This is a genomic window from Comamonas sp. UBA7528, assembly GCF_002479375.1.
GTDB lineage: Bacteria > Pseudomonadota > Gammaproteobacteria > Burkholderiales > Burkholderiaceae_C > Comamonas.
In genome coordinates this window covers 63291-89586 of the sequence record NZ_DLMU01000005.1, presented here as the reverse complement: position 1 = coordinate 89586, position 26296 = coordinate 63291, and the positions used below count along the sequence as shown (strand labels likewise).

23 protein-coding genes and 1 pseudogene are annotated in these 26296 nt (G+C 57.8%); 18 read left to right on the top strand and 6 right to left on the bottom strand.

Annotation, left to right across the window (positions count from 1 at the left end; genetic code table 11):
* Positions 1-2139: 2139 nt before the first annotated feature.
* Positions 2140-3267, bottom strand: a complete 1128-nt coding sequence (locus B3349_RS06245; protein WP_291587378.1) for a hypothetical protein — start codon at positions 3265-3267, stop codon at positions 2140-2142.
* 161 nt (positions 3268-3428) lie between these two features.
* Between B3349_RS06245 and B3349_RS06240 the strand changes: the two genes are divergently transcribed.
* From B3349_RS06240 to B3349_RS06210, 7 genes are all read left to right on the top strand, one after another.
* Positions 3429-3587, top strand: coding sequence for a hypothetical protein (locus tag B3349_RS06240; protein ID WP_291587377.1), 159 nt, complete (start codon positions 3429-3431; stop codon positions 3585-3587).
* 636 nt (positions 3588-4223) lie between these two features.
* Positions 4224-5474, top strand: coding sequence for an SIR2 family protein (locus tag B3349_RS06235; protein ID WP_291587374.1), 1251 nt, complete (start codon positions 4224-4226; stop codon positions 5472-5474).
* A complete protein-coding gene (locus tag B3349_RS06230) occupies positions 5471-7225 on the top strand; it encodes an ATP-binding protein (RefSeq protein ID WP_291587372.1) in 1755 nt (584 codons plus the stop codon). The genes B3349_RS06235 and B3349_RS06230 overlap by 4 nt, the downstream gene beginning before the upstream one ends.
* A gap of 201 nt (positions 7226-7426) precedes the next feature.
* On the top strand, positions 7427-8449 hold the full coding sequence (locus B3349_RS06225; protein WP_291587370.1) for an ATP-binding protein: 1023 nt from the start codon (positions 7427-7429) through the stop codon (positions 8447-8449).
* Between the two features lie 24 nt (positions 8450-8473).
* Positions 8474-9406 (top strand): hypothetical protein, encoded by a 933-nt coding sequence (locus B3349_RS06220; RefSeq protein WP_291587369.1) that lies wholly within the window; start codon positions 8474-8476, stop codon positions 9404-9406.
* Between the two features lie 157 nt (positions 9407-9563).
* Entirely contained in the window at positions 9564-10985 is a 1422-nt protein-coding gene (locus B3349_RS06215) for an ATP-binding protein (protein ID WP_291587368.1), read from the top strand.
* Positions 10986-10990: 5 nt separating this feature from the next.
* Positions 10991-11767: an HNH endonuclease family protein gene (locus tag B3349_RS06210; RefSeq protein WP_291587367.1), complete on the top strand. Its 777-nt coding sequence runs from the start codon at positions 10991-10993 to the stop codon at positions 11765-11767.
* Here B3349_RS06210 and B3349_RS06205 read toward each other — a convergent pair.
* Positions 11761-11871 (bottom strand): annotated as a pseudogene (locus B3349_RS06205) (transposase); the annotation flags it as partial. The gene B3349_RS06210 and the pseudogene B3349_RS06205 sit on opposite strands and share 7 nt — an antisense overlap.
* 255 nt (positions 11872-12126) lie before the next feature.
* On the opposite strand from B3349_RS06205, the gene B3349_RS06200 reads away from it, so the two are divergent.
* Complete coding sequence (locus tag B3349_RS06200) at positions 12127-12324, top strand: hypothetical protein (protein WP_291587366.1); 198 nt, start codon at positions 12127-12129, stop codon at positions 12322-12324.
* A 188-nt stretch (positions 12325-12512) separates the two neighbouring features.
* On the opposite strand, the gene B3349_RS06195 is transcribed toward B3349_RS06200, so the two are convergent.
* Positions 12513-13151 carry a replication initiation protein gene (locus B3349_RS06195; protein WP_291587365.1) on the bottom strand — a complete coding sequence of 213 codons (639 nt, stop codon included), beginning with the start codon at positions 13149-13151 and terminating at the stop codon, positions 12513-12515.
* A 283-nt stretch (positions 13152-13434) separates the two neighbouring features.
* On the opposite strand from B3349_RS06195, the gene B3349_RS06190 reads away from it, so the two are divergent.
* Both B3349_RS06190 and B3349_RS06185 read left to right on the top strand, forming a co-directional pair.
* A complete protein-coding gene (locus B3349_RS06190) occupies positions 13435-14124 on the top strand; it encodes a hypothetical protein (RefSeq protein ID WP_291587364.1) in 690 nt (229 codons plus the stop codon).
* Positions 14125-14129: 5 nt separating this feature from the next.
* The gene (locus B3349_RS06185; protein WP_291587363.1) at positions 14130-14477 is read left to right on the top strand and encodes a 3'-5' exonuclease; all 348 of its coding nucleotides are present in this window, start codon (positions 14130-14132) and stop codon (positions 14475-14477) included.
* A 262-nt stretch (positions 14478-14739) separates the two neighbouring features.
* Here B3349_RS06185 and B3349_RS06180 read toward each other — a convergent pair whose 3' ends face one another.
* The gene (locus tag B3349_RS06180) at positions 14740-16212 is read right to left on the bottom strand and encodes a site-specific integrase (RefSeq protein ID WP_291587362.1); all 1473 of its coding nucleotides are present in this window, start codon (positions 16210-16212) and stop codon (positions 14740-14742) included.
* Positions 16213-16588: 376 nt separating this feature from the next.
* Positions 16589-17485, bottom strand: coding sequence for a LysR family transcriptional regulator (locus B3349_RS06175; protein ID WP_291587361.1), 897 nt, complete (start codon positions 17483-17485; stop codon positions 16589-16591).
* 124 nt (positions 17486-17609) lie between these two features.
* Here B3349_RS06175 and B3349_RS06170 point away from each other — a divergent pair, with 124 nt between their 5' ends.
* The 8 genes from B3349_RS06170 (at position 17610) to ligK (ending at position 25787) form a co-directional block, all read left to right on the top strand.
* Positions 17610-18158, top strand: coding sequence for a TRAP transporter small permease (locus B3349_RS06170; protein ID WP_291587360.1), 549 nt, complete (start codon positions 17610-17612; stop codon positions 18156-18158).
* Positions 18155-19477: a TRAP transporter large permease gene (locus B3349_RS06165; protein WP_291587359.1), complete on the top strand. Its 1323-nt coding sequence runs from the start codon at positions 18155-18157 to the stop codon at positions 19475-19477. Before B3349_RS06170 ends, B3349_RS06165 begins: the two co-directional genes overlap by 4 nt.
* 92 nt (positions 19478-19569) lie before the next feature.
* Positions 19570-20598 (top strand): TRAP transporter substrate-binding protein, encoded by a 1029-nt coding sequence (locus tag B3349_RS06160; protein WP_291587358.1) that lies wholly within the window; start codon positions 19570-19572, stop codon positions 20596-20598.
* A 260-nt stretch (positions 20599-20858) separates the two neighbouring features.
* A complete protein-coding gene (locus tag B3349_RS06155; protein WP_291587912.1) occupies positions 20859-22187 on the top strand; it encodes a gallate dioxygenase in 1329 nt (442 codons plus the stop codon).
* Positions 22188-22220: 33 nt separating this feature from the next.
* Positions 22221-23321 carry a porin gene (locus B3349_RS06150; RefSeq protein WP_291587357.1) on the top strand — a complete coding sequence of 367 codons (1101 nt, stop codon included), beginning with the start codon at positions 22221-22223 and terminating at the stop codon, positions 23319-23321.
* 57 nt (positions 23322-23378) lie between these two features.
* Positions 23379-24041 (top strand): substrate-binding domain-containing protein, encoded by a 663-nt coding sequence (locus tag B3349_RS06145; RefSeq protein WP_291587356.1) that lies wholly within the window; start codon positions 23379-23381, stop codon positions 24039-24041.
* Between the two features lie 21 nt (positions 24042-24062).
* Complete coding sequence (locus tag B3349_RS06140; protein WP_291587354.1) at positions 24063-25088, top strand: amidohydrolase family protein; 1026 nt, start codon at positions 24063-24065, stop codon at positions 25086-25088.
* A gap of 15 nt (positions 25089-25103) precedes the next feature.
* On the top strand, positions 25104-25787 hold the full coding sequence (gene ligK, locus B3349_RS06135; RefSeq protein WP_291587352.1) for a 4-carboxy-4-hydroxy-2-oxoadipate aldolase/oxaloacetate decarboxylase: 684 nt from the start codon (positions 25104-25106) through the stop codon (positions 25785-25787).
* A gap of 66 nt (positions 25788-25853) precedes the next feature.
* Here the strand turns inward: ligK and B3349_RS06130 are convergent, their stop codons facing one another.
* Positions 25854-26063: a DUF3079 domain-containing protein gene (locus B3349_RS06130; RefSeq protein ID WP_291587350.1), complete on the bottom strand. Its 210-nt coding sequence runs from the start codon at positions 26061-26063 to the stop codon at positions 25854-25856.
* Positions 26064-26296: the final 233 nt, after the last annotated feature.

The following is a 26296-nucleotide window of genomic DNA, read 5'->3' as shown; positions in this document are numbered from 1 at the left end:
GCCATTCCGCAAAACCCATACAGGGCGTGGCTTTCCGGGTGCTTGACCGTTGCCACCCAGACAACGGTCAAGACAACGGTGAATCAGCCCCTTAATGCTATACAGCTGCGATACGAGGCGATGAACTTTGCGTGCAGCCCGGAGCGGGCGGAAGGAGTGCCGCGGGTGTACGCGCCCGGGCGCCACGTGCGGAGGTAGAGGGCCCAGGCGCCTTCAGCATCGCCGAGGGCGGGCAGCGGGTGAGGGTCGGAGTAGAGCAGCAAGCGGGCGAGGCCGGCAGCAAGGACGTCGCAGTGCTCGATTGCGTTCCAAATAGCCGCGTCGGTGGCTGGCACGTTGTGGGCCGTGTAGAGGGCTGCTGCGAGCGTGCGTGTCGCGGAGTGAGTGCGGACGCCGTGGACCATCCCGCCGCCTTGTTCGGCTTGCCAAAAGCTCTTTGCGGGGCCGAGGGGGGCTACCCTCGAGTTGGCGGCGGTGCAGGAAGAGAGACTTTTGCAGGCTTATCGCGAGGAGGATGGCACGGACAGCCGGTGTGTTGAGGGAAGGCGGTAGCTGGGTGAGGGCAGCGGCTACGGCAGCGCGGCCAAGGGCGAAGGACATTCGAGATGCTCAGTAGTTTGAACATCTCATGTAGCAAGCACTCTATGCGCTTCGCGTATGCACCACGAAAGGAGCGGCGGGAAGGATTACTCCGGCTCTTAGTCTTTGCCGTTCCCGAAAATCTTGGGTAGTAGAAGCGGTACCAGGACCGACACTATCGTCACGAGCAAGAGGATTTCGAAGAGGGTAGTACTCATGCTTGGAATGTTAAGCCCACCCCGTCCTGTCCTGGTGCATAGTCGCGCAGCGACACCAAAAGAGAAGTCAGTGCGACTAGCTTCCCTGCGGTTCCTTTCTTCTGAGGTGTTCGTTCTCAGGTGTCGAACTTCTGCATGATTTAATAAATGATTTCGGACCCCGTAAACCCAATGCCGGTGCGGGTTTCCAGCCATCGCGGTGTGTGATTTCGCCGAAGTCGGTGTGTAACTTCGCCAAACAATGCTTATTTTTTAAGCAACTTTGGGCTGATTTCCCGCCCCGCCCACCTCTCCGGTGTGTAACTTCTCCAATTGCCTGGCCCTCCGGTGTGTGATTTCGCCAATTCCGACGCTTAAAACCTTGAGAGCAATAGTTCGCGCCATTCTTTGCTATTTATTTTGAACTTTTGCAGTCGACGGTGTCATATAAAACACGTTGCTATACACATCAAGAACAGCAAATCGTTGTTCTAGCAACCGCCACTTCCCAGGAGACAAAAATGGCTCGACTTATCACTCGTACTTTCGGCAATCGCACCTTCCTTGACTTCCCCGTGAGCTTGAACGACAACGCTTTTATGTTCTGTCGTGGGACCAGTGAGCTGGCCCTCGTAGCCCCGGGTGATGTTCCCGCGGCTCGGAACATTCGCGCCCTGTCTGCTGAGCAAGCTGAGGCCTTAGAAGTGGCAATCGCGGAGGAGCACGACGGCGTACGCTTGACCTTGAGGGCCGAGCAAGTGTGGGTCTCTGCGCGCTGAGCAAGCTACTGCGGCGAATGAGAAGGGGCCCTTCTTCACGCTGGGAACTTGAAATACAGCACGTGCTCTTTGCAGGCAATGCCTGCGCTGTTCTCGGTCCAGATGCGGAGCCGGCCAAGGCGTTCACCTGCGGGGACGTGGGCTGTTGAAATCGTGGTTGTAGTCGCGCCGACAGCGGCCCGAGTGACGTCGCTGCTGTCCGGCCACTCCCCAGTGCCCCCGATGCGAGGCGGCAGCACACACGTGCGCCTGGCGCAGGCATGTCGCGCGCGTCGTTGTAGTTCGTTATTGCGTGCAAGTCTCGATTGCGGTTCTTCCAGTCCACGACGACGCCGGTTACGCGTGGGACCCCGTAGGCGTCGTTAAGCTCGTGCAGAAACGAAATTGTCGCTGCGACACCGGTCTGCAGGTCCTTCATCTCACTATTGCGCGCCACTCCTTTTTTCAGGCCGCCAATCATCACAGCGCTGATAGCCGCCACGGCAGCAGCAGCGGCCGCGGCTACTCGTGTAGCTATCGTTTTAGGCTCGCGGCGAAAGCTTTGGGCAAAAGAAAACCCGCCGAGGGGCGGGTTGGTGAAGGGGTTAGCGGGCCTTCTGGAATGTGATGTTGTACCGAGTACGCACGACAGGGAAAAGTCCGAGAGACTGGCTCTGGCTGGCGATAGCTGTTGCAGTCATCGTCCAGCCTGCGTCGAGCATTTGTTGCACATAGCTATCACCGAAGCCGGGGCAAGAGAGTCCCGTAGCGTTTTTTATCTCGTCAGTAAGCTCATCAGTTGTGCAGAGAGTCATTGTTCCGACTCGCACGGACTGCAGCTCTTTCAGTCGCTTAGCTTGCTGAGCTTTGCGCTTCTCGTCTTCAGCGTGCCGGCGTACTTCGGCAGCACGCTTCTCTTCGCTGCGACGTGCGGCATCGGCTGCATCACGAGCGGGAGCACCAGCTTTCCACGCTTCGTGTTTTGTGGCTATCTGGGTGCGAAGTTCGAGGGCTTCACCCGGAGAAAGCGCTACGGCTGTGAATTGATAGTCTGTATCTTCGCCGAAGTCGAGTCCATTCGAGCGTTGCTCCCTAGAAGGGTTCTGGCCCGCGAAAGGTCGAGCTAAATCAGCTTTGATGGCTGACATAGCAGCGAACGAAAAATTGGTCGCTCGGGGCGAGGAATTTCTTATTAAAGGCTCAGAATACAAGCAGCCCTTGCTCTCGTCGCAAACGAGCCACGCTATTGAGTCTGCGGATTCAGTTACGGTTTTACCATTCCGCAAAGTGACGGTAACTTCGCGCACGATGGCATTCGCCTTCTGCACTGAAGAAGACTGAATAGTTTGAACGTCGGCGAGGTTGTAAGCTTCTTTACGAATGCCCAACGCGACAGCTGTACCAATCGGTTTTCCCAAGGTAGACCACACTACTCTGTTCCCCACCTGGAATGCAAACGAGTTGTCGGCGTAGTACTTCATAGATGCGCTGCGCGCGCCCTTGTATTCCGCTGGAGTGGAAACGCGCTTTGCGTTACCGTTACTGCCGCTACCGATTTGTATGGTGCAGCCCACCAGCGTAGCTCCCAATAAGGCAATCGAAGCCACTCGCGCAGCACTTCTCTTAGTCATCCCCATCTTCTCTCTCCGGAAACAAATTACAGGTGAATCGGGGATGATATAACGCAATTTGTTACATATTTTCGAGTGGGAAATTAACAACGATTTATTCAATTAGCCGTCAGGTTTTTGAGAATTAAGTGATGAAAGCCTCTAATTAGCGAATCTCCTGCACCCGCGTGACTTTAAAAGTAAGTGTGTAATAACGTGCGTTGTCTTCAAAATCGCTGACGCACGAGGTGTAGCGCAGGCGTTTGAAGAAGTGGAGAGCGCGGATGACGCTGTGGACAGCAGGGCCGTCGTCGTTGTCAGACGAGGAAGATGAGCCCAACGTCGTATGTCTGCTCCGCTTCGAATACCTCGACGCCGATTTTTTTGAGGACTTGCTTGCCGGCGAAGCACACAACAGCTACCGGACTCGGCTGGGTGCTTGATGAGTGTCAGGCGCAGTGACGTGTAAAGCCGGGCGGAAACTTGAAGCCCAGACTAATCTGCAGGCAGCTCTTTGCTGCCGAAACGGTGAACGCTGCTGCCGACGTTGCGGGGTGTGACGTTAGGCTCATTGCACCACCTCAACGAGCCGGCTGCAGTCACGTGAATGAGTGCGACTTTGCGGCGAATCTCTTCAATTTGCCACGTGCCTTCACGAAATGGCCACTGTCGAACCACCTGCGAGTGCACATACCCTGGACATGCCGACTTTCCCCATGAACGCTGGGTTTCGATGCGATTTCTCGTGTCAACGGTTGGCGTCAATGTGGGTTGTCAAGCCAACAACTCTGTCCAGGGTGCTAGTCGGTGGCTTCTGCCGGACCGTGACGATGAGGGTACGTTGCCCGGCGGGGATAGCTCGTCATCGGTGTTTGCATCACTGGATGCGGCTAGGGCTGCCGTACCCATGGCATCACCGGCTCCATTATCGCAGCCAGATTCCTATGCTTCGCGCAGAACTGACGAGCTGCCTCTCATCTGAAATATTATCATTCGTATATCTGGCGTTTATCGGCAGCAGCTCGCGTTGTGCTCTCGGGGCCCGCGGAACTTTGGATATTCCTTACGCTTATTGAAATATGCAAGTATTGACCTACAGGAATGGGGGCGCGTGGCGCGAAGTTAAAGACCCTCAGGAGGATGGCAACGGACGCGCCATCCCTGACCCAGCACTTGCAGAAATCAACCGCAACCTTTCCGACTGCTTCAGGTGCACCAACCTTGTTGTTCTCACAGGGCTCGGCACATCCCTGCATGTGAACGTGCTGCCGAAAGCTCCTGGGGCGTCTGGTCCACGCGCAGCACAGCCTGGCAAGCGCATCGCTCCCACAATGGCTGACCTGTGGAACGCGTGCAAGGCAAACCGCGAAGAGCTCTTCGAGAAGGTCATTGCGCTAACGCATTTCCCCGCTGCCAAGGGAGAGAACATCGAAGCGCTGCTCTCGCACTGCAAGATTGCCGAAGAGTTCCTTGGAGACGGGGACGACAAGGCTCTGGTAACGGGATTCATCGCCACCGCCGAGCAAACGGTTCGCGATTGCGTGCGCTTCTTGGATGTTGAAGACGAGGTCGGCCTCCATGCCGACTTTCTTCGCCGGCTGGTTCGCCGGTCCACGCGAAAGCTGCGCACAAAAGTCTTTACAACCAACTATGACCTGTGCTTCGAGTACGCTGCGCGCAAAGGACGCTACGTAATCGTTGACGGTTTTTCGCATACGACGCCGCAAGTCTTCGACTCGCTCTACTTCTCGTACGACATCGTGAAACGGGAAAGCAGCCCAGAAAGTCACGATTTCATTCCGAACGTCTTCCATCTCTACAAACTTCACGGCTCTGTAGATTGGACGAAGAACACGAAATCCGGGGAGATTGAAAAAAACCCCGCCTCTGAGTCGCCGCTGCTTATCTATCCGCGAAATACAAAATACGAGTTGTCATTCGAGCAACCGTATCTCGAGATGATGTCGGCATTCCAAACTGCATTGCGGCAGCCGGATACCGGCCTTCTCGTCTTGGGATTTGGATTCAATGACAACCATTTGGCTGAGCCAATACTGTCGGCCATCAATTCCAATCTGCATCTCAAGGTCGTGGTCTGTGACCCTGGCCTTGGTCCATGGGAACATAAGGAAAAGGGTGTCCAGGATGGCAACGATGCGAAGCACCCCTACCTGTCAAAGCTCAGGTACTTGATTGAACACGGCGATGCCCGCCTGGCGCTCATTTCCGCCACCTTTGAGCAATCCGTTCCGTTGATGCCGGACATCGCGGCGGAAACCGACCTCGAGCAGCACTACGAGCGCATCCGACTGATGCGGGAGGCAGGATGACCGGTAGGCTCGCAACAAGCCCGTTTGACCCCAGCCGATACATTGGTGCGGTCACCTTCGTTGGGCCGGACAGTGCTCGCATCAACCTGCCAAAGGCTGCAGGCGTTGCTCCACGGCAATACTCGGGCTATGCAGTGCTCGGCGGCCAGGTCGGCGAGTTCATCTTCATCGAGGGCGAAGGGGTTGCGGTGCTGGGGCGCATCACCGAGGTGAAGCTGCCCGACAACGAGCGGCTCAAGGCCGAACCCTCCCTGGGCGCTCCCCCCGACGCCAACCCCATCGGGTTTGTCCAGCTCCTGACGACTCTCGAGCTGGCGACCGCCAAGGTCATCTCAGGGATTCCGTTCCATCCCCGCATCGGGCAGCACGTTTTCTCGGCGCATCCGCTTCTCGTGAAGCACATCGTCGAGGGGCAGTCCGTCTCCAGCGCGGGAGCCGTCGAGCTCGCCACGATTCCGCATGACCCGAGCACGATGGTCAACGTGAGCCCAGCGCACTTGTTTGGACGTCACTGCGCGGTACTGGGCGCGACCGGGGGCGGCAAGAGCTGGTCCGTCGCTCGCATCATTCAGGAAGCTGCCAGGCTCGGAGGCAAGGTTCTCCTCGTAGACCCCAGTGGCGAGTTCCACACGTTCACCAAAGGCGTTCGCTCTGTGCACCTCGGCGGCGCACCTAAGGGTGATGAGGACACTCGCAAGTTTGTTGCCTTTCCGTATTGGGACCTCACCGAAACGGACCTGTTCGCAATCTTCCAGCCGTCACCTGGCGCCCAGGTTCCGAAACTGCGGGAAGCCCTGCGCAGCCTGAAACTGAACTACGTCCTGCACGGCGACCAGGAACCTCATCAGTACGTGAAGGCGAACGCGGAGAAGAAGGTCTTCAACAAGGCAGTGAACAAGCACGAGGCAAAGGTCGAGGCGCAGGGAGCCAAATACTTAATCAAGGCGCTGGCGCACCAGGTATATGAAGAATGTGTCCAAGAAAACGGTGGCACGTATAGCCAACCTAACTATCTCTTTTGGGGTGGTCGGGATGAGCGGATTCGGGGCTACTGCGACACGTTAGTGTCCAAGATTCACAGCATCACCCGCTCGACAGCGCTTCGATGCCTCTTCGCGCCTGACCAGTTCGCTCCTTTGACGGAAGAGATTCAATCCTTTTTTGCTTCTGACGACGCCGTGTTGAGAATCAGCTTGGCCGACTTGCCCTTCGAACACCACGCGCGCGAGCTGCTCATCAACGCCATTGGGCGACACCTTCTAGGCTTGGCTCGGAACGGGGCGTTCCAAGAGATGCCCACGGTGGTGGTTCTCGATGAAGCCCACCAGTTCTTGAGCAAGTCCATCGGTGATGAGAACAACCGCGTGTCGCTCGACGCGTTCGGGCTGATTGCGAAGGAGGGACGAAAGTACGGCCTGACGACTTTGCTTGCTACGCAGCGTCCGCGGGACATCCCCGAGGATGTGTTGAGCCAGATGGGCATGTTCATCGTGCACCGCCTGATAAACCAGCGCGACCGCGACATTGTTGAGAAGGCCTGCGGCAATCTGGACGGTAGTGCAGCAGCCTTCCTGCCCACGCTGGGTCAAGGGGAGGCAATCTTGGTTGGCGTTGACTTCCCAATGCCTACGCCCATCAAGGTAACCGAGCCAGAGTACCCGCCCAAGTCGGAAGGCCCCTCCTACGCAAAGTTCTGGAAGAAGAAGCCTCCACCAGACGCTGCCGCCGCTGCAGCTGACCCGGTGCATTGACGGGGGCCAATCATTCATGACACAAGAGTCGGCACGCGTCCGTCCAAGCGCCCACAGTGGGCCGAGCACCGCAAGCGTTCGACATTCGGAACATGAGCAGGACGTCCTGATGAGTGCCGTCTTAGACCTACATCTCCAGTTCTAATGGTCGGAAATGGACCATGTGGCGCAGTCGGCGTCCAAAAATAGAAGGGGAGGCACATGGCGAAGAAGAATGGTTTTAAGGGAAGTGCCGCCATTGGCAATTCCGGCATCAAGAAGCACTTCGGGAACGACGAGCTCTGGGTGCCCCTTTTCGAGCTGGCCTGGAATGGATTTGATGCCGGTGCGAACACAGTTGCACTCACCGTGGTCGAGAATGAGCTGCACGGCGTGGAACGGGTAGTGGTTCTGGACAACGGTTCCGGTATCGAATTCGCCACTCTGGGCAACACGTTTGGCAACTTCAACGACTCCTCGAAGAAGGCGAACCTATCGCTTAAGGGGCAGCACGGTCGCGGGCGTCTTGCGTTCCATAAGCTATGTCGCAACGCCGCGTGGTTCACCAGGTTCAACAATATCGATGCGGTAATCGAGGTCGCCGAGCCAACCATCAAAGACTTTGAGGCCTGGCTCATCGAGGAAGCTGACCAGAAGCAAGAGGTGCTGTCGCACGGCCACGGTACGCTGGTGGAGCTTACTCACTTTACCGGTGTCTTGCCGACGCAGGAAAAGCTCCGGGAGATGTTTGCCGTTGAGTTCGGCTGGTACCTTGCCGTGCACAAAGAGAAACGGCTGTTCTTGAACGGCGAAGCTGTGGAGGTGCCGAGACACGACAACTTCGTTCAGGCCATTTCTGCAGACAACGAAGTCTTCGATGCCCAGGTCATCCGTTGGGAGCAACGCCCAACATCAGAAAAGTCATATCTCTACCTGCTCAACTCCAGCGGGGAGCCGGTCTTCAAAGTGCTGAGCTCGCTTAATCAAAAACCCAACTTCTTCACCAGCGTCTGCGTGAGGTCATCGTGGGCTGACACCTTCTCGCAAGAACAGGATTTGTTCAATCCTGAAGCACATACGCCGGCGTCACCGGTATGGAAGAAGTTCAGGATTCAGTTGGACCGACTTGGTCAGTCCATCTACGACGAGTTCCTTCGCTTACAGGCAGAGGAGGTTGTGCAGGGCTACGAGGATGAAGGCTACTTCCCGACCTATGTAGGGCTGGATGAGGAGGAAAAAGCATGACGACACCAGCACACCCGCGATTTGGTGAGGAACATTTACATCGCCGAGCCGCGCGTCTTTCAAACCGCCAGCAAGAAGCAGGCGAAGCTCATCATTCGACTCCTTGACCGACTTGTGGTCTCAAATGAGAACGACGCTCTGTTCGAAGTGCTCGAGGGTGCGCTTGACCTCGACGCAAAGTCGGTTCAAGACCTCGCGAACCAGCTCAAGAACGCGACGTTCGAGAACATCGTTGCGAGCATCGAAGTACTGCAACGACGGGCTATGGCTGTGGAGCAGCTGCGTCACGTGATGAACGTGCACTACCGAGAAGTCCTTGAGACGCCCGACCTTCAGAAGGTTATCGAGAGCAACACTTGGTTGTTCGGTCCGCGCTACGAGACTCTCGGGGCGGAAGAGGACACCTTCACCCAGATTGCTCGGAAGATGCGCGATGAGGTGATGGCTCGGAATCCGGTCGGCGTGGATGATGTTGACGACGAGGAGGACCTACCCGGTGCAAAGCGGCAAACCGACCTCTTCCTGGCGCGCAAGTTTCCGTCCCTCGATTCGACTGGAAACAAGGTCTACAAGTGCATCGTAGTGGAGATAAAGCGGCCGGCCATTTCGCTAAACAAGAAGCATCTTCGACAGCTCGAAGACTACGCAGAAATCATCAAGCGTCAGCCCCAATTCAAGTCGGAAAAGATGCACTTCGAGCTCATCTTACTGGGGCGTCAGATTTCCTCTGCGGACACAATCATCACCAGCCGGCTGAACTCCCATGTCCTGCGCAACGACCCCGGCCTCGTTACAGAGGACCCGCGCATGAAGCTGTATGTCATGAACTGGTACACGCTGCTTGACGGGTTCGAACTGACACACGGGTTCATGCTCGAAAAGCTCAAGCTCAAGAGGGACGACTACAGCGCCTCGACGAGGGAAGAACTGGTCGTGGAGCTACAGACCGAACACTGAACCCGTGGGAACTTGCGGCCGGGCTTCGTGCGCACATTGGTCACGTCCAGAAGACGAGCACGGGGCACGCAAAGGCAGGCTTAACTCAAGCAGACGAGCGAATAACAGGAATAAAGAGGCATCGCGAGGTAGGCCGCGATGAGGTGGAGATAGGAAAATGCAAGTTCATCAGGTCATCAGCCAGAGGCTGAACGTCTCGCTGGGGCGCAAGCTCTCGGACAGTGGCAACTACGTCGATGTCATTACTGGGCCAAACGGGTGCGGAAAAACGGAGCTGCTAGAGGTACTTTTGCAGTACGCGAAATCGCCATATCAGAGCCGGCCCAACCAACCCAACCTATGGCCTGTGGTCCACGCTACCGGCATGCCAGAAAGGGTCGTTGTACAGACATTCAGTCCCTTTTCACGCTTCGAGGCACCCAAGGCTGGCGTCACCTCGCTCACAGAAAGGTACACCGAAGAGGATGTTGAGCAAAGCAAGTACGTCTGCGCTGGTCTTCACAGGTCCTCTCGAAGCGTCGGTGCCACTCTGTCGCGCAAGGTTCTGGAAGAAGCACTTATAAGGCTGAGCGAAAACCCAGAATCGGCCGAGACTCTTTTTTCTGTGCTGTACGAGCTTGGCTTCCAGACCCGATTCAATCTTGGGTACAAGCTGAAAGCGGGGTTCAAGAATGCGTTTGAAAAAAATGACCCGACTCGTTTTATCGAGTCGCACCTGCAAGACATGCAGACCAAAGGCAGGCTCCGTCCCAACGAAGCACGGATTCTTCGCGAACTCAACTCGGGCAAAAGCGAGGAGTTTCTTGGCGTACTGCGCCATTCCATCAGTGTCGTCCGCGACCACTACAACCAACGCGCCAAGAGCTACATCCTTCCTATCTCACTTCAGAATGTGAGACGGAATTTCCACGTCATCCAGGCCTTTGCGCTCCTGCGTCGGCTGGACCTCCTGAACCTGACGTCGTGTGAACTTCGCGGCTACGAGGTTGAGTCGATAGACGTTGCTAAAACCAGTTCCGGCCAGCAGCAAATGCTGTGCGCCATCTTCGGCCTCGCGACCTCCATAACTCCCGGCTGCCTCGCCTTGCTGGACGAGCCTGAACTGAGCCTCCACCCGGAGTGGCAGTTGAAGTATGTAGACGCCCTCTTCAGAATCGCGCAGTCGGTGCAGGACGCCCACATCATCGTTGCGACCCATTCACCGTTGGTGGTCCAACAAGCCGTGCTCCACGGAGCTGACGTGGTGCAGATGGGGGACAGGACTGGCAGTTCTGCGAACCCATTGCCCATGCGTTCAGACGCGCCCTTGTCGATTGAGCAGGCACTCGTTGACGTATTCCAAACCCCCATCGCCGGCAGCGCCCACGTTTCAAACGAAATCTTCCAGGCCGTGGTCATGGGGGAGACGGGCGACTGGCTTGAGAAACAAGAGGCGTTGGCCAAGCTCGACCAGCTCGGCAAGATTTATCGGGACGAGAAGGACGGGAAGACTGCTCGGCTTGTCAGGGATGCGATACGGCTGATAAACACGCCGGATACCCCACCACCTAGCGGCGACGTGCGTCAGTTCCTTGGGTGAACACGATGACATTCAGAGAGAAAGCAGCCCGCCTGACTCAGTTGACCACCCTCGACGACGTGGAGCACGGTACGCTCAAGACCGACGGCGCACAGAATCACCATCTGTGGTCCGACACCCAGTATCCGCACCGACAACTCGTCAACAGGTTCAGGGCAGAGGTCAAAGACCACTACTTTTGGCAGCAGCGCTTCCGGTGCTGCTACTGCAGTACGGAGCTCCAGCCGAATGCCCGTGTCTACGACGCCGAGCACATCCTGGACAAATCTGGTTTTCCAGAATTCATGTTCCATCCGGAAAACATCGCGGTAGCTTGCGTGATATGCAACACGCACAAGTCTGCGAAGTCAGTACTAACCGATGGCACCGTGCGGCCTCAGACCATCCCCGGCACGTCTACCGACTACAAGATTCTTCACCCCCACCTCGACGAGTGGGACCACCATCTGAGTTTTGACGAAATAGGCCGCATAGCACCGATTCCAGGTAGCACCAAAGGCCCTAAGACCATCTCGATATGCGCGATGGACGGAATCAACCTCTTGCGCCTGTCCGGACATTTTGCTGCGAAGTACCGTAAGAGGGTCTACGAGATGATGTGCAAGGTAGTCACCTACGTCAGCCCATCGAAAATCGACGACACATTCCGCATCATGCGGGAACTGGCAGAGCAATCGCCCGACGCTCTTGCCGTTGTTGCAACGCTGAAAGACCGCGTCGCTCAGTTGCAAGCCCAGCGAGCCGCGGATGCTGCCGCGGCAAGAGCAGCGCAGGTCTCGTGAACGTCCTGGTCGTTGGCCGCCTGGGCCACAGACACGCAACGCTCAACGACCAGTTTGACCGCCTCGAGTTTGAACTCGTGACTGAATGTCCTTCTTCTCTCCATTAACCACCTCAGGTTTCATCTTTCACCTTGACAAGGTGTCATCGAACCCGGAAACAGCCCAAAACTTACTTCAAAAAAGCAGTTGTGTTCCTGGCACACGAGACAGAAACAGCGGAATTTGGGAGAAGATTCAAGAGTGCGAGGGGCTTGTCAGCGGTGACAAGTTCCAGCGTCGACACGTTTGTGATTAATTGCGTCATCAGAATCCAGTGTTGAATGGGTCAATGACTTGTGTAGCGGCCGAAAGGGAATACGATGTTTAAGTGGATTACAGACATGTTCGGCTCCAGCCCCTCAGGAGGGGTGGACGATATGAGCAAGCCAGCCGTCAACGTGGACGGGGCGCTTATGGTGGGCGACGTCGACACCAACGGCAACCCATTCGGAGTGACTAGCGACGATTCGTTCAGCGGTGGCTTCGGCGGTGGTGGTGGCTTCGGCGATGACTTCTAGCATGCGCTTTGCGTATGCACCATGAAAGGAATGTGTGGCGCTGGAAGTTACAGCAACCTCCAGCTCTCAGGCACCCCCATTCGTGGTACATAGCCGAGCAGCAACCAGCTTTCACCCGCAGTGGGAGTTCATCTCAAGAAACATCAGAGCGAACGAGCTTCCTGATTACTTACGTACTGTCTCGGTGCTCAGTGCACTTCCTGCAGTGTGTGCTTCGTAATCCGCACTGTGCCGTCCTTCAACTCGAAGCTGTCGATTTCCCCGGCAGCTACCAACCCTCCCAACTTTTTACGTAGCACCCGGGAAAACTCTTTGGGAGCGTAGCCCGTTAGGCCGGTCCACGCTTGCAGTGATTCCAGTTTGAACGGCACGAAACATGCGTCGGCTTTCACGAAAGAGTACAGCCAGCTCTCCAGCCCGTCCTTGGCCGCGAAACGAGCGTCTTTGTCGAGGCACGTGAAGGTGCTATCCGCCAGTAGGGCCGCGACACGCTCGCTTAACCACACCCGCCACACGCCGCGCTCAAACTCCACGTTCAATACGAACGAGTAGTGAGCTTCCATCTGCGCAGTCAAAACGCGGATACGGGCCTTTTGCAACCGCACCAAACTCTCTTTGAGCACAGCAACAGAAGAAGAGCTGTCAGCGCGACCCATTGCGGCACAAAACTCGCGTGGGGAGAACTGCAGTTTGCGGCTCATCAGCGAGCCCTCGCGCAGCTTAATCAGCGCCAGCAGGATGCGCAGGTCGTCTTGCTGCAGCTCTTCGCCTGTGAAAAGGATGCGGACTTTTGAGGGGTTGTGCGCCTGAATTTCGACTTCGCTCATGTGAATTACGCGAGGGCCTTTCGAGGCTTTGAATAGCGCTGATTTTAGAAGAGCAGGGGCGAATATGAGGGTGTTCGAGTGCAGTTTGGGAGAGAAGCCGGCTTGGGTCTCGGCTTGGGCTGCAGCGAGAGAAATTTTGGGAATTGTGTGCTCCAGAGGAAAGTGAGTGTTGTGCGATGTATAGCAACTGCACAAAACTTAGTTCGAAGCACTTTCTCACCGCTGCTAAGCCTATGCGATGAGCTGGGGGTAAGCCAAACCCCCTGCTACAACCATATAAAAGATGAAATTCGCGCTCGTCTTCGGTGCGCTATCTATTTGCCATGGATATTATTTTTTAGATTCCACTATTTTATTAAGTGCCATGGGGTGGATTTTTGAAAAATGCAAGGATAATAGAGCGATGAAAATAGCTAATAGAGTTGTTGCATATGTTGGAGAAATATATTCTGTTAAACTGGATTCCTCGGAAATAGCGTTACTTATAGAATATATGGGACCCTACTCTGCTGCAGAGCTGTTTTACACATGCGCGGATTCAGGCGCAACGGCTTTTGCGCTCATGAACTTTAATGTCGGAGAAGTCCGAAACTGGCAGCCGCGCACCGAGTACCCCGCAGTGAGGGGGCTGCGGGTGGATGAATTCCGCTCGCTCAGCGCGTTAGCGAGCGTGCGCGAGCGACCAGTTGCGTACGTCGGCCGACTGCCTCCCCCTACAAAGAAAGGGGTGCCCTTCGTTGCCGTGCTTTTGAGTGAGTCATGCGTTGTAGAGACCAGTCATCTGTATCTCTGCGAAGACTTCGATGCAGCTGCAAGAGTGCTGTCCGGCTTGAAAGCTAAAGTCAAAAACTGGGAGCCGAACTTGCGCAAGCGCGGGCTGCCAATTGAGCCCCTCGAATACGGGGAGTTTCAGTATGCTGAGTTGCTCGCTAGCGTCGCAGTGCAGTTGCCCGATGATGAGGAGGAGGGCTAGCAGGCATGCATAAGGCACTTGATAAAGGCGGAGTTCTTGTCGGCACGACAAAGGCGCAGCTCGGTCGCCGTGATGGAGCCCCCAAGCAGCTCAATCTGCTCACACTCCACTCCGCGAAGGGCACGGAGTACGACGTCGTCATCATCCTGGGCCTGGACCAAGGCGAGTTCCCCTCCCCGAACTGGGCTGACAACACTCCCGAGAAGATGGAGGAAGCGCGTCGCTTGTTCTACGTCGGCATCACAAGAGCGCGCGACAAGGTCCACCTGATGTACAGCGGTTTCAGGCGAGATAGGTTCGACAGGACATGGCGCGAAGGGCCGTCGCAGTTCTTGGATGGCCTGCTTCCGTAGCTCTACACCGAAGGACGCATCGCAAAGCGATGCCGGTGCATCGGATGGCGCAATCGAAAGCGGCCCTTCACTGAGGTCCGCTCCTGGCCGATAGCTGCCATCACAGGAACACCAGTTGAGTGGCTCAGCTACGCTGGAGCTGGTTTTCGGCTACGCAAGTGTTCACGTGTCGTGCACTGCACGATTAGGTGGTGGGTTTGGCATGCGAACCGGTGGTGTTTTTGCTATGCGAACACTTGGAGGATTTCACGCGAATACCCAGTTACTCAAGCATGCGGAAAGACGTGTCCTGCACAGCTTTCTTCGTCTGCTCGCGATACGCGATGTTCGGCACTTCCGCGCCCAGCTCGCGCAGAAACGCGGAGTCGATGGTGTACGCCGTGATGCCCTGCGTTAGCTCCGTTTTCGACTGTTCTCCGGCAAGCTCTAGCAGGGCCTTGGAGATTTTCTCGGTCACGCTCCTCATCTTGTCTCGCTGGCCCTGAACGTAGTCAAGGGTGATAACGGGCGCGCTGATTACGCTAGCGATAGACTTGTTAGAGTGCATCATCAGCAGAGATATATGCACCATACTTTCACTTGCGATAGTTGCAGCAAGGCTCGCGAAAGTTCGTCGCAGGTCGTGCTTTGAAATGTGCATCCCCACGACGCGCTCGACGCTCTCCCAGGCCTTGCGGGGGTCGACAATTCTCTCTGAGCCGCGACGTACTTTATCCCCTGAGCCCTCTGCGAAGAAGACGTAGTCATTACCTGCGGGACGGAATGCGCTGCGTCGGCGCAGAATGTCTCGGACCACGCTCGAAACTGGAATTTCATATTCGCCGTCTTGCTCGTTCTGGGGGATGCTTGCTTTCCGGGACTTGGTCCCCTCTTCAAGCACACTGAAGAAGAGAGAGCATTCTCCCTCGCTGTTGACCCTGACTTTGTCCCACGTGAGGTTTACAAGCAGCGAGTCGCGCAGCCCCGTCAGCAGATAGATGCGGAACATGTCCCGCCATCCCGGAGCGCAGAGGACGTCGGAAGCCCTCCAGGCCTTGCCTAGCAGCTCCAGCGGAATGAAGGTCTTCCGCTTGTTCGCCGGCTCCATCGAGTTTTTGGCGGCGAGGACAGGGTTCCAGCCCGCGGGCTCTTCGAGAATCCCGCGGTGCTCATGAGCAATTGTGTACAACCTGCTCACGCAGCTGAAGATGCCTTCTACTGTCGCGGTCGCTAGTGGTTGGTTTTTCACCGTTCCTTCGCCGGTGCGCAGCTGGTCGCGCACCTTTTTCCAGAATGGTTCTTTCAGCGAGTCGAGGGCGTGCTCGTCGTACTTCTGTATGTAGTTTCTGTAGGCGGTGCGTAGCTTTAGCTTGTACTGTTCAGACTCGAGTGCCGCAGGCGAGTCAAGCGCAGCAAGCATGTGCTCAGCTGCAATCTTGACTGTCATCGAGTGCCTGCCCTGTTCTGTGTTCTTGCGAGATGAGGACAGCAGGTCGCGGACGCGCTCGACTGCGTCCCGGTAGTGCATGTCAGCTGTCGTGCCAATCGTCTCTTTGCGGTCCTTCATGGAGCCGTCAGGCTGCAGCTCTTTGTACCGTGCAACCCAGTAGCGAGTCACGACGCCGCTCTTGTTCGGCTTCGTGATGCGCAGCAGGAAGCCGGGCTGGCTCACGTGCTTCAGCTCGACGAAGGGCTTGTCCGTGGGGGCAGGGGCGCCGACGGCGTCAAAGTGGGCGCTGAAAATGTGCTGGGTCATCCGGAAAAGCCGTGGAAAAGTGATTTGCCAATTTTCCACTACTTTTCCATAAATTTTCCGGCGTATAAAAATTCATCCGTGGAAAATATGCCGACTGGATGGTTCCGGGTTGGTCGTGAAATTTATAACGTGCCAGGTGAGAGTCATTAAAAATGTTTTAAATCAATGACTTGTGTGTGTTTTGTGTTGAGGTGGTGGTGTTGTGGATTTTTGAAGTAAGCTATGTTCGATAGAACGGAGTACTCATAATCCTTTGGTCGCGGGTTCAAGTCCCTCACGCCCTACCAATGAATACAACGGGTTACGAGAAATCGTAGCCCGTTTTTCTTTGGGACGTTGCCCTGCAATTCGCGGTCAGTTGACCGTGGGGAAAGCTTTAGCCTTGCAACTGGTGGGCTGCACGGTGCAAATGGGCCATGAAATGGCGCACGCTGGGTTTGAGGTGTGAGTCGATTCGGGTGAGCGCGCTCAAGGTGAGTTGGAGTGGGCCTTCCTTGACATGGACGGTTTCCAGAAACTGTGTGGCCATAGGGTGGTTGGCAATCTGCTGGGGCAGCAGCCCCACCAAAGGGCCGCTGGCCACAATGGAAAGCAGCCCCAGCGTGGAATTCACCAGGGCGCCGGTCGGTGGTGCAGCCAGACCGTTGAGCTCAAACAGCGTCTTTGCATAACCGGAATCGGGAGTGCCTCCGGTGTACACCCAGGGGGCATGTGCCAACTCGCGCAAGCTCTGCGCCCTGGCCAGCGGATTGCCTTTGCGGACCACCGCCACCATGGAGATCGGCATCAGCTCTTCCACCACAAACTCGCCTGCCGATAGCTCGGGGGGCAAAGGCCCCAACGCAATATCCACCTCACCTTTGCGCAAGCGTGTCAGCTGCGCGATGTAGAGCTCTTCGGCAATTTGCAGCTGGATATGGGGGAAGTCCCGGCTGAAGGTGCGCAGGGTTTCCGGAATCAGCAGCATCACTGCCAAAGGGACGGCGCCAATGGTCAGCGCTCCCGTCATGTGCCCATCCAGTTGGCGTATCTGCTCGACAGCCTGTGCAATTTCGCGGTCTGCTGCACGCGCACGTTCGTACATGACCATGCCCTGCGCGGTGGCCACCACACCGGTTGTGGAGCGCACCAGCAGTGTGGTGGAAAGCTCCAGCTCCAGCTCCCGGATCATCTTGGTCAGCGCAGGCTGCGAAATGCCTAGGCGTTTACCCGCAGCACGCAAGCTGCCTTCTTCAATGGCAGCCACCAATGCCTGGAGCGTCAGGAGTTTCATGCAGATCGTGATAACAAGAAGTTATCGCGCCATCGTACACGGCATCTTCCGGCAAGTGATCGTAGTTCCTAAACTTTTCAGCGGTATTGCAATACATCAATGCCCGCTGCAAGAGCGCCGATAGGTGGCGGCGGCACAGAAAAAGAGTTGGGAGACAAAACAGATGGAAAAACATATTCCGCCCGCATCGGCAGTGATGCGGCGGTTGGAGCAGCTGTGCGATTTCAGCGCGGCGATAGGGGTTCTGGTGCTGGTGGCGGTGGCCTTGATGACCACCGTCAGCGTACTGGGGCGGGCCTTTTTCTCACACCCCATCCTGGGGGATGTGGAACTGGTGCAGCTGGGTGTGGCGGTGGTGGTCGCCTGCTTCCTGCCATACACCCAGTTTCGGCGCGCCAACATCATCGTGGACTTCTTCACCACCCATGCCAGCACCAAGGCGCAGCGGCGGATGGATGCGCTGGGGACCTGGCTTTACACCGTCACCATGGTCATGGTTGCATGGCGCGTGGCGGTGGGAGGCATGGATATCTATACCGCGCAGGAGCGTTCCATGCTGATGGACCTGCCATTGTGGATCCCTTATGTGCTGATGCTGCCCGGACTGGTGTTGTGTGTGCTTATTGGTGTGATGCAGCTGTTTGAAGGCGCGACGCCAGAGGAGGCTGTATGAGCACGATGTCCATAGGTCTGGCCATGTTCGCCGCCATGCTGGTGTTCATGGCGATACGGGTGCCGATCGCGATCGCGATGTTCATCTCCGGTGCAGCCGGGTACATCGTGCTGTCGGGCTGGGGGCCGCTGCTGGCGCATCTGAAGGGCGCCGTGTATGGCCGCGTTTCGGTGTATGACCTGTCGGTGATTCCGCTTTTCATGCTGATGGGCGCAATGGCCGTGCAAGGGGGCTTGTCCAAGGCGCTGTTTGACTTTGCCAATGCCTTGCTGGGGCGCTTTCGTGGCGGCATGGCCATGGCAGGGGTGCTGGCGTGCGCGGCCTTTGGCTCCATTTCGGGCTCGACCGTGGCCACGACTGCCACCATTGCCCAGGTGGCTTATCCCCAAATGCGCCGTATCGGCTATTCGGGGCGTCTGGCTACCGCGGCGCTGGCGACCGGCGGAACCATGGGGGTGTTGCTGCCGCCATCCGTCACGCTGATGGTGTATGCCATCCTGACAGAGCAGAACATCACCAAAATGTTCCTGGCGGCCTACGTCCCGGCGTTGATCGCGGCGATCGGATACATCATCGCCATTGCCGTCATCGTGCGGATTCACCCTGACCAGGCACCTGCGGCGCAGCGTGTGTCGCGTGCGGAAATCTTCGCATCGGCACTCAAGGTCTGGCCCATTCTGGCCATCTTCGGGGTGGTGTTTGGCGGTATCTATGGTGGTGTGTTCACTGCCACGGAAGGGGCGGCCATTGGCAATGTCCTGACCGGTGTGATCACCCTGCTGCGCGGCGAAATGGACAAGTCCAAGTTTGCAGCCGCCATGCGCACCACGGCACAGACCAGCGGCATGATCTTCCTGATCTTCATTGGCGCGGACATGATCAACGCGGCGCTGGCCTTGTCTCAACTGCCCACGCAACTGGCCGATCTGGTGGGGCATTTGCAGATTTCGCCCATGCTGATCATGGTGGGCGTGATGCTGTTCTATGTCGCGCTGGGCTGTGTGATGGACGAAATGAGCATGATTTTGCTCACCGTGCCGACCTTGTTCCCTGTGATCATGGGCATGGATTTCTTTGGCCTGTCGCCCGCAGACAAGGCGCTGTGGTTCGGCATTCTGATTCTCACCGTGTGCGAGATCGGCATGATCTTCCCGCCCGTGGGCCTGAATGTCTACATCATGAATGGCCTGGCCCGTGATGTTCCCATGGTGGAAACCTACAAGGGCGTGGTGCCCTTCCTGATTACAGACGGCCTGCGCCTGAGTCTGCTGATCGCCTTTCCCGCCACTGCGCTGTGGCTGGTACACCAACTGACCTGATTTTTGACTGTCCGAGAGGCGGCGGGCGCAGCCGTGCCCGCTGCATAAAAACCAAGCGGAAACATTGCCGCAGACAACAGAGGAGACACGACATGAAAGCCCGAAAACTGCTGATGCTGTGCGGATGGGTTGCCGCCGCATTACCTGCTGCAGCCCAGGAAGTCACTCTCAAGGTGCACTACCACCTGCCACCTACATCCTATGCGGGGACGCTGTTTATCCAGCCCTGGTGCGACAAGATCGCCAAGGATTCCGGCAATCGCATGAAGTGCCAGATCTATCCGTCCATGCAGCTGGGAGGGACGCCTCCCCAGTTGTTTGACCAGGTGCGTGATGGTGTGGCCGATGTGGTGTGGACGCTGCCTGGCTACACCGCAGGGCGCTTCCCATCCATGGAAGCCTTCGAGTTGCCGTTCACGATGCGCAACCCAGAAGCTACCAGCAAGGCGCTGTGGGACTACGCGCAGATTCACAGCCAGAACGAATTCAAAGATGTGAAACCACTGGCGTTTCACGTGCATGGACCAGGGGTGTTTCACATGTCCAGCAAGCCTGTGCGCACCATGGCCGATCTGCGGGGCTTGAAGCTGCGAGCCCCCACGCGCCTGACCAACAAGTTCATCGCCATGCTGGGGGCAACGCCCGTCAGCATGCCCGTACCCCAAGTGGGTGATGCGCTGTCCAAGGGCGTGATCGATGGCGCGGTGGTGCCTTATGAAGTGGTGCCCTCCGTCAAGATCCAGGAGCTGGCCAAGTACCACTCCGAGACGGATCCGCAGGAAGCTGCCTTCTACACCTCGACATTCATCTTTGCGATGAACAAGGCGAAATACGAGTCGCTGCCAGCAGATCTGAAGAAGGTGATCGACAGCAATTCAGGGCAGGCCTTGTCGGGCCAGATTGGCAAGGCATTCATCCAGGCAGATGCCGATGGCAAGAAGCTCACGGTCAGGAATGCGACCAATGTGATTGCTGCATCGGAACTGGCGACCTGGAAAAAGCTGGGGGACAAGCTGTCTGCCGACTGGATCAAGGAAATGGACGGCAAGGGGCTGAACGGCAACAAGCTGCGCGAAGACGCCAAAGCGTTGATTGAGCAACACGCCAAAGCCGCAAAGTAAGTAGACGCGTGCCACCTGGTGTGGCACCTGCTCAGCACTGACCTTGTGCGCTAGCGATGCGCTGGCGTTCGCAAGGTAGACCTATGTACCAAGCCTGGAAGTCGCACTTCTGCCGGCTTGGCACTGTTCCACATACATCAGAAAAAAGTATCCCGGTATGTACCGGGAGGGCCGCGTGTTGCTCGCGTACTACTGACGCAGCACCCGTCCATCTAGAGCTTGCCTGCGTGGCAAGCGAGACAGCAGGAGGTAGAAGTCAAATGGCCAAGATCATTGGTGGTATTGCCGCATCACACACGCCGACCATTGGGTTTGCGTTCGACCGGGACAAGCAGACGGATCCGGTATGGGAGCCCATATTTCGGGCGTTCCAGCCGGTGCAGGACTGGATTGCATCCAAAAAGCCGGATGTGCTGCTGTTCATCTACAACGACCACGTCACCTCGTTCTTCTTTGACCACTATTCGGCTTTCGCACTGGGGGTCGGTGAACAGTGGCGTGTGGCGGACGAAGGCGGTGGTGCCCGGGATTTGCCGGCGGTGACCGGGCATCCTGGGCTGGCTGCACACATTGGCCAGTCGCTGATGGAAGAGGAGTTCGACATGTCCTTCTTCCAAGACAAGGCGCTGGACCATGGCTGCTTTTCGCCCTTGTCGGTCATGTGTCCGCATGAGCCCCAATGGCCCGTGAAGATGGTTCCGCTGCAAATGGGGGTGTTGCAGTTCCCCATTCCCAGCGCGCGCCGATGCTTCAAGTTGGGTCAGGCGCTGCGCCGCGCCATCGAAAGCTATCCCGAAGATCTGACGGTGGCCGTGGTGGCCACTGGCGGCCTGTCGCATCAGGTGCATGGCGAGCGTGCCGGCTTCAACAACACCGAGTGGGATCAGCGCTTTCTGGATCTGCTGGAGAAAGACCCCGAGCAGCTGGCCGACATGACGCATGCCGAGTATGCCGCCCTGGGAGGGTTGGAAGGCGCGGAGGTCATCATGTGGCTGGTGATGCGTGGCGCGCTGGCAGCGCAGGTGCAGTGCCTGCATCGCAGCTACTACCTGCCCTCCATGACAGGTATCGCGACGGCTATTTATGAGCCTGCAGAAAGCGGCCTGTCCGCGGCTGCGCTCGAACGCCACCGGCAGCGCATGCAGACGCAGTTGCATGGTGCAGAAGCGCTGCAAGGCACCTATCCGTTCAGTCTGCTGCGCAGCGTCAAGGCCTACCGCTTGAACCGCTTTCTGCACGCGTTGATTCATCCCGAAGTCAGGGCTGCATTCCTGGCCGATGAGGAAACGGCATACCGCCAGGCCGGCCTGACGGAGACGGAGCAGCAACTGGTGCGCCAACGCGACTGGCGTGGCCTCATTCATTACGGCGTGATCTTCTTCATGCTGGAAAAGCTGGGTGCGGTGATTGGCGTCTCCAACTTGCACATCTATGCCGCGATGCGCGGGGAATCCCTCGAAGACTTTCAGAAAACACGCAACACCAAAGCGCTGTATTCGGTCGCGGGCAACAGCGCGGCACCACTCGCCTGGGACAACGCCAGCAGCACATCCGACGGCAACACAGTTTCTCAACCCGGTAGCGCTTGAAGCGCCTTGAACCATAAAAAAGGAGACAAACCCATGAACAAGATCGCTCTGATTTCGCTGGGCGTGTGGGCGGCAGCTTGCACCACCGCGCAGGCTCAAAGCAATGTGACGGTGTATGGCCTGCTGGATGCTTCCGTGGAGCATCTGACGAATGTGGGGGCCGCTGGCGATGGACTGACACGCATGCCCGGCCTGACGGGCAGCGTTCCTTCCCGCCTGGGCTTTCGTGGGACGGAAGACCTGGGCAATGGTCTGAAGGCTGTATTCACTCTGGAGTCAGGCTTCGGCGTGGATGGCGGGACCTTCAACCAAGGCGGTCGTGCATTTGGCCGCCAGGCCTTTGTCGGTTTGTCTGGCAACTGGGGCACGTTGACGCTGGGTCGCCAGTACTCCATGCTGTTCTGGTCGCAGCTGGATGCAGACATCCTGGGGCCCAATGCCTTTGGCTCGGCTTCGCTGGACAACTACCTGCCCAATGCCCGTGTAGACAATGCCATCGCCTACCGGGGGACCTTCAGCGGGGTGACGCTGGGGGCCACGTACAGCTTGGGGCGTGACACGGTGAATGCCGGCCCCAGCCCGGCGGGAACAAACTGTGCGGGCGAAAGTGCCACAGACAAGCAGGCCTGCCGCCAATGGTCGGTGATGGCCAAATACGATGCGCCCAACTGGGGTGTGGCGGTGGCTGTGGATGAAATGCGCGGTGGTCCTGGTGCGTTTGCGGGCTTGACGAGCAGCAGCATGAAGGACCGCCGTTCGACCCTGGCCGGCTGGGCGAAGGTGGGTGGTGTGAAGGTGGGCGCTGGTCTGATTGCGCGCGACAACGATGCCTCTGTTGCAGCACCGCGCAGCAACCTCTGGTATGTGGGGGCCGCATACCACGCGACGCCGGCGCTGGTGCTGGATGGTGAAGTCTTTAAGCTTGACTACAAGAACAGTCGCAATAGCGCGATGCTGTATGCCTTGCGTGCAACCTACAACCTGTCCAAGCGGACGGCGGTGTATGCCACGGCAGGTCATATCTCCAACAAGGGCACATTGGCACTGTCGGTGAGCAACGCCGCCGCAGGAGGCACTCCCGCTGCCGGAGAAGGTCAGACGGGTGTGGCGGTGGGCATTCGCCATTCCTTCTGAGTGCGCATGATGAACACCTGCAGCCTCCATGTCCCCATCCTGCGGGGCATATCTTCCATGGCCACAAGCCACATGCTGGCAGAGGTGCAAGCGTTGGCGTCGGCTGCAGGGTGTTCTCTGGCGTTCGAAGCCACGGGCGGCGTGGATGCCGCCCGCCGTGTGGCGGCAGGAGAGCCCTGGGATCTGGTGAGCCTGGCCGCCGATGCCATGGCCGAGCTGGCCGCTGCCGGGCACGTACTGAAGGACAGCGTGGTGCCGCTGGTGCGCTCCTCCATGGCGATCGCAGTACCAGAGGGAGCCGCGCTGCCGTCGGTGGACACCGAAGCGGTGTTGCATCGCATGGTGCGCTCCGCGCGCCGCATTGGCTATTCGACCGGTCCCAGTGGAAAGGCATTGCTGGCGCTGTTTGCGCGCTGGCAACTGCTGGATGCACTGCAGGACTGTCTGGTGCAAGCGCCTGCCGGTGTACCGGTGGCCACGCTGCTGGCGCGCCAGGAGGTGGACCTGGGTTTTCAGCAGCGCAGCGAATTGCAGGGGGTGCCGGGTGTACAGGTACTGGGCGACATGCCGCCGGGCCTCGAGATCACCACCACCTTTTGCGGTGCCGTGGCGACTGTCAGCCGGTATCCGCAGGCAGCACGCCGCGCACTGGCATGGCTGGCCTCTGATGCGACCGATGCCTGCAAGCTGCGCCATGGCTTGCTGCCGGCGCATGTCTGAATCACAAAGAGAGACGATGTCATGATTATTGATGTGCATGGGCACTACACCACCGCACCCGCCGCACTGGGTGTGTGGCGCGATCTGCAGATCGCGTCACTGCAAGACCCTGGCCGTGCCCCCAAGGCAGCAGACCTGAAAATCAGCGACGACGAACTGCGGGAGTCGATTGAAACGAATCAGCTGCAGAAGATGCGCGAGCGCGGCAGTGACCTCACCATCTTCAGCCCGCGGGCCAGCTTCATGGCCCACCATATCGGTGACTTTGCGGTGTCCAGTGCCTGGGCTGCCATCTGCAATGAGTTGTGCTATCGCGTCGCCAGTCTCTATCCCGAGCACTTTGTCGGTGCAGCCATGCTGCCGCAATCCCCTGGCGTGGACCTTGCCAGCTGCATTCCCGAACTGGAGAAATGTGTGCGCGAGTATGGGTTTGTCGGTCTGAACCTGAACCCGGATCCCTCTGGAGGCCACTGGACCAGTCCACCGCTGACCGACCGTCACTGGTACCCTCTGTACGAAAAAATGGTGGAACTGGATGTGCCTGCCATGGTGCATGTCAGCACCAGCTGCAATGCCTGCTTTCACACCACGGGGGCCCACTACCTGAATGCAGACACCACGGCTTTCATGCAATGCCTCAACGGTGATCTGTTCAAGGACTTCCCGACGTTGAAATTCCTGATCCCCCATGGGGGCGGTGCCGTGCCCTATCACTGGGGACGTTTTCGTGGCTTGGCGCAGGAGATGAAGAAGCCGCTGCTGGAAGAGCATCTGCTCCACAACATTTTCTTTGACACCTGCGTCTACCACCAGCCTGGCATCAATCTGCTGACCGAGGTGATTCCGGTGGACAACATCCTGTTCGCCAGCGAAATGATCGGTGCGGTGCGTGGCATTGACCCGCAGACCGGGCATTTCTTTGACGATACCAAACGCTATATCGAAGCAGCCAGCCTGACTGCACAACAGCGCTGGCAGATCTATGAGGGCAATGCACGCCGTGTATTTCCCCGTCTGGATGCGTCGTTGAAGGTGCGAGGCCTTTGAACCAAGGAGTGTGTGATGTATGAATTGGGAGTGGTGCACCGCACCATTACTCGGGTGGAATCGGCCGTAGCCGATGGTCTGGCGCAGTTCGGTTCGGCCACCGTGCACGAGGCCATGGGGCGTGTGGGTCTGCTGCAGCCCTATATGCGCCCTATTTACGTCGGGGCGCAGATCTCCGGTACGGCAGTGACGGTGCTGCTGCATCCGGGCGACAACTGGATGATGCATGTGGTGGCAGAACAGATTCAACCCGGCGATATCGTGGTCGCTGCCATGACGGCACCTTGCACCGATGGTTATTTTGGGGACCTGCTGGCGACCAGCTTCCAGGCGCGTGGTGCACGTGGGCTCATCATCGATGCCGGTGTGCGTGACGTGAAGACGCTCACCGCGATGCATTTTCCCGTGTGGAGCAAGGCCATCTCGTCCAAGGGCACGATCAAGGCGACCCTGGGATCGGTCAATATCCCTGTGGTGTGCGCCGGCATGCTGGTGACTCCTGGTGATGTGATCGTGGCCGACGACGATGGCATCGTGTGCGTGCCCGCAGCACGTGCGGCCGCCACATGGGCTGCTGCGGCCCAGCGTGAGGCGAATGAAACGGCCAAGCGTGAACTGCTGGCAACTGGCGTGCTGGGCCTGGATATGTACAAGATGCGCGAGGGTCTGGCACATGCCGGACTGCGCTATATCGATTAGCGCAGTCCGGACGTTTTTTCCAAGGTGGTAGTTTTGGGGCTTTGCGTGGTGGTGCAAAGCCTTTTTTCATGGAGTCACTGCCGGATCAGTGGACGCCGATGCGGCTGGAACTGGGGCTGGAGGGCTGGCATCCCAGTCTTCGCCCCACAGCTCGCTGGGGTGGGGCGTGCGGTCGGAGCCATTGCCGCAGCGCAGATCGGTGGCGGGGCAGTAGAGGTCACAGCCCCAGCACAGGCGTTCAGGGTGGGGCGGGTTGCTGGGGAATTTCTTGGCCATGGTGTCGCTCGCGGCATGGGGAGAATGCCCAGCCAGTATGCGCTGCAGTGGCTGTTGGGTGCTACGGCAAGCGGCAGAAGATTGACTGCTGCTTGCCTTGTATCAAACAGTTCCTGCCTGCAGGCAACGCGCGCACGGCGCCGCACGAGCCTGCCACCGTACCGTGCGAGCGCAATTGGTGACCGTTGGCATGGCCTGGTGCCGCCCCGAGTGGCCGGCGGCACCGCGGGTGC